This window comes from Propioniciclava sp. MC1683, from assembly GCF_014164675.1.
Lineage (GTDB): Bacteria > Actinomycetota > Actinomycetes > Propionibacteriales > Propionibacteriaceae > Propioniciclava.
The window spans coordinates 1-1,640 of the sequence record NZ_JACJFX010000090.1 but is presented as its reverse complement, the minus strand read 5'-3'; the positions used below and the strand labels follow the sequence as shown (position 1 = coordinate 1,640).

The following is a 1,640-nucleotide window of genomic DNA, read 5'->3' as shown; positions in this document are numbered from 1 at the left end:
CCCTGATCCACCGGCGTTGGTTGGCGGTGTGGGTGTGGCGTAGGACGAGGAGACCCTTCTGAGCAGGGAGGATGGTGATTGCTGAAGTCGCCGTCTGCCACCCAGAAGGGTCACCTCGTAAGTGAAAGCCTCTCACAGGATCCGTCCTGTATTCGATGACCCGAACCTGGTGTCGACTGCCGGTCTGGTACCGGCTGTGGTGTTGGCCGAGTCTGCGGGCTTGCACGACCTGCTGGAAGAGCAACTGAGCGTCCCGTCCCCAAACGCCACCGCCAAGGCGACCAGTGTGGTGGGCGGGATGCTCGCCGGCGCGGACAGCATCGATGACCTCGACCTGCTGCGCCACGGGGGCATGGATCGACTGTTCCGCGGGGTGCGGGCCCCCTCGACGTTGGGTACCTTCTTGCGCTCGTTCACTCACGGGCACGTGCAGCAACTCGACGCCGTCGGCGGGCACCTCCTGGCCGGGCTGGCCCGACGGGTGCCTGCGGTGATCGCCGGCGCGGACACCGGCCAGGGGGTGGCGTTCGTTGATGTCGATGACACGATCCGCGAGGTCCACGGGTACGCCAAGCAGGGCGCTGGCTTCGGGTACACGCGGGTGCGGGGGTTGAACATCCAACTCGCCACCGTGGCGACACCGTTGGCGGCGCCGGTGATCGCCCGCGCCCGGCTCCGCAAGGGCAGTACCTCCTCCGCGCGGGGCGCTGGCCGGATGCTGGCCCAAGCCATCACCACCGCCCGTGCTGCTGGGGTGCAGGGCCGGATCGTGTGCCGGGCCGACTCGGCGTACTACGGGTGGGCGTTCGTCGGAGCGGCACTGCGCCACGGGGCGTGGTTCTCCGTCACCGCCCGGATGACCAGCAAGGTCACCCGTGCGATCGCCGGGATCGCCGAGGACGCCTGGCAAACCATCAAGTACCCCCACGCTGTCTTCGACGAGGCCGAGCAGCGGTGGATCTCCGACGCCGAGGTCGCCGAAGTCGGGTTTGTTGCGTTCACCGGTCGTCGCCAGCACCAGCACGTGCCCTGTCGGCTGGTCGTGCGCCGGGTCAAACGGATCCAGCCGCTCGCCTCGGATGGCAGCGAGCAACAAGAGTTGTTCGCTGTCTACCGGCACCATGCGTTCATCACGAACAGCACCTTCAGCACGGTCGAGGCCGACGAACACCACCGTGATCACGCGCTCGTGGAGCAGGTCATCGCCGAACTGAAGGACGGGCCACTGGCCCACCTGCCCTCGGGGAAGTACGCCGCCAACGCCGCCTGGGTGGCCCTGGCGGTGATCGCGTTCAACATCGCCCGCGCTGCCGCGGTCGGCGCTGGCCTGGCCAAGGCCAGGTGGGCAACCCTGCGACGCAAGCTCATCAACGTCCCTGCCCGGGTCGCGGCCACCGGCCGCCGGCTCGTGCTTCACCTCCCCACCCACTGGCCCTGGGCCGACGCCTGGTGGTCCCTGCACGCCGTCGCGACCGGCCCACCCCAACCCGCTGCTCCCTGACCACCCAGCCCAACAGGCGCAACCAAGGACCCCGAAGTGGAAGGGCCGGGCAGACCGGCGGACCCGACACGCCCACCCCCGAGTGAAGCGTCAAAACGGAGGAAAGTCACCACCAAGAATCACGGCCGGTGGATCAGGG

The 1,640-nt window shown here is 68.7% G+C and carries 1 protein-coding gene; it reads left to right on the top strand.

Going from position 1 to position 1,640, the window contains the following annotated elements:
• Nucleotides 1–121: 121 nt before the first annotated feature.
• Nucleotides 122–1,501: an IS1380 family transposase gene (locus H5397_RS17340; RefSeq protein ID WP_375539471.1), complete on the top strand. Its 1,380-nt coding sequence runs from the start codon at nucleotides 122–124 to the stop codon at nucleotides 1,499–1,501.
• The last annotated feature ends 139 nt before the right edge of the window (nucleotides 1,502–1,640 follow it).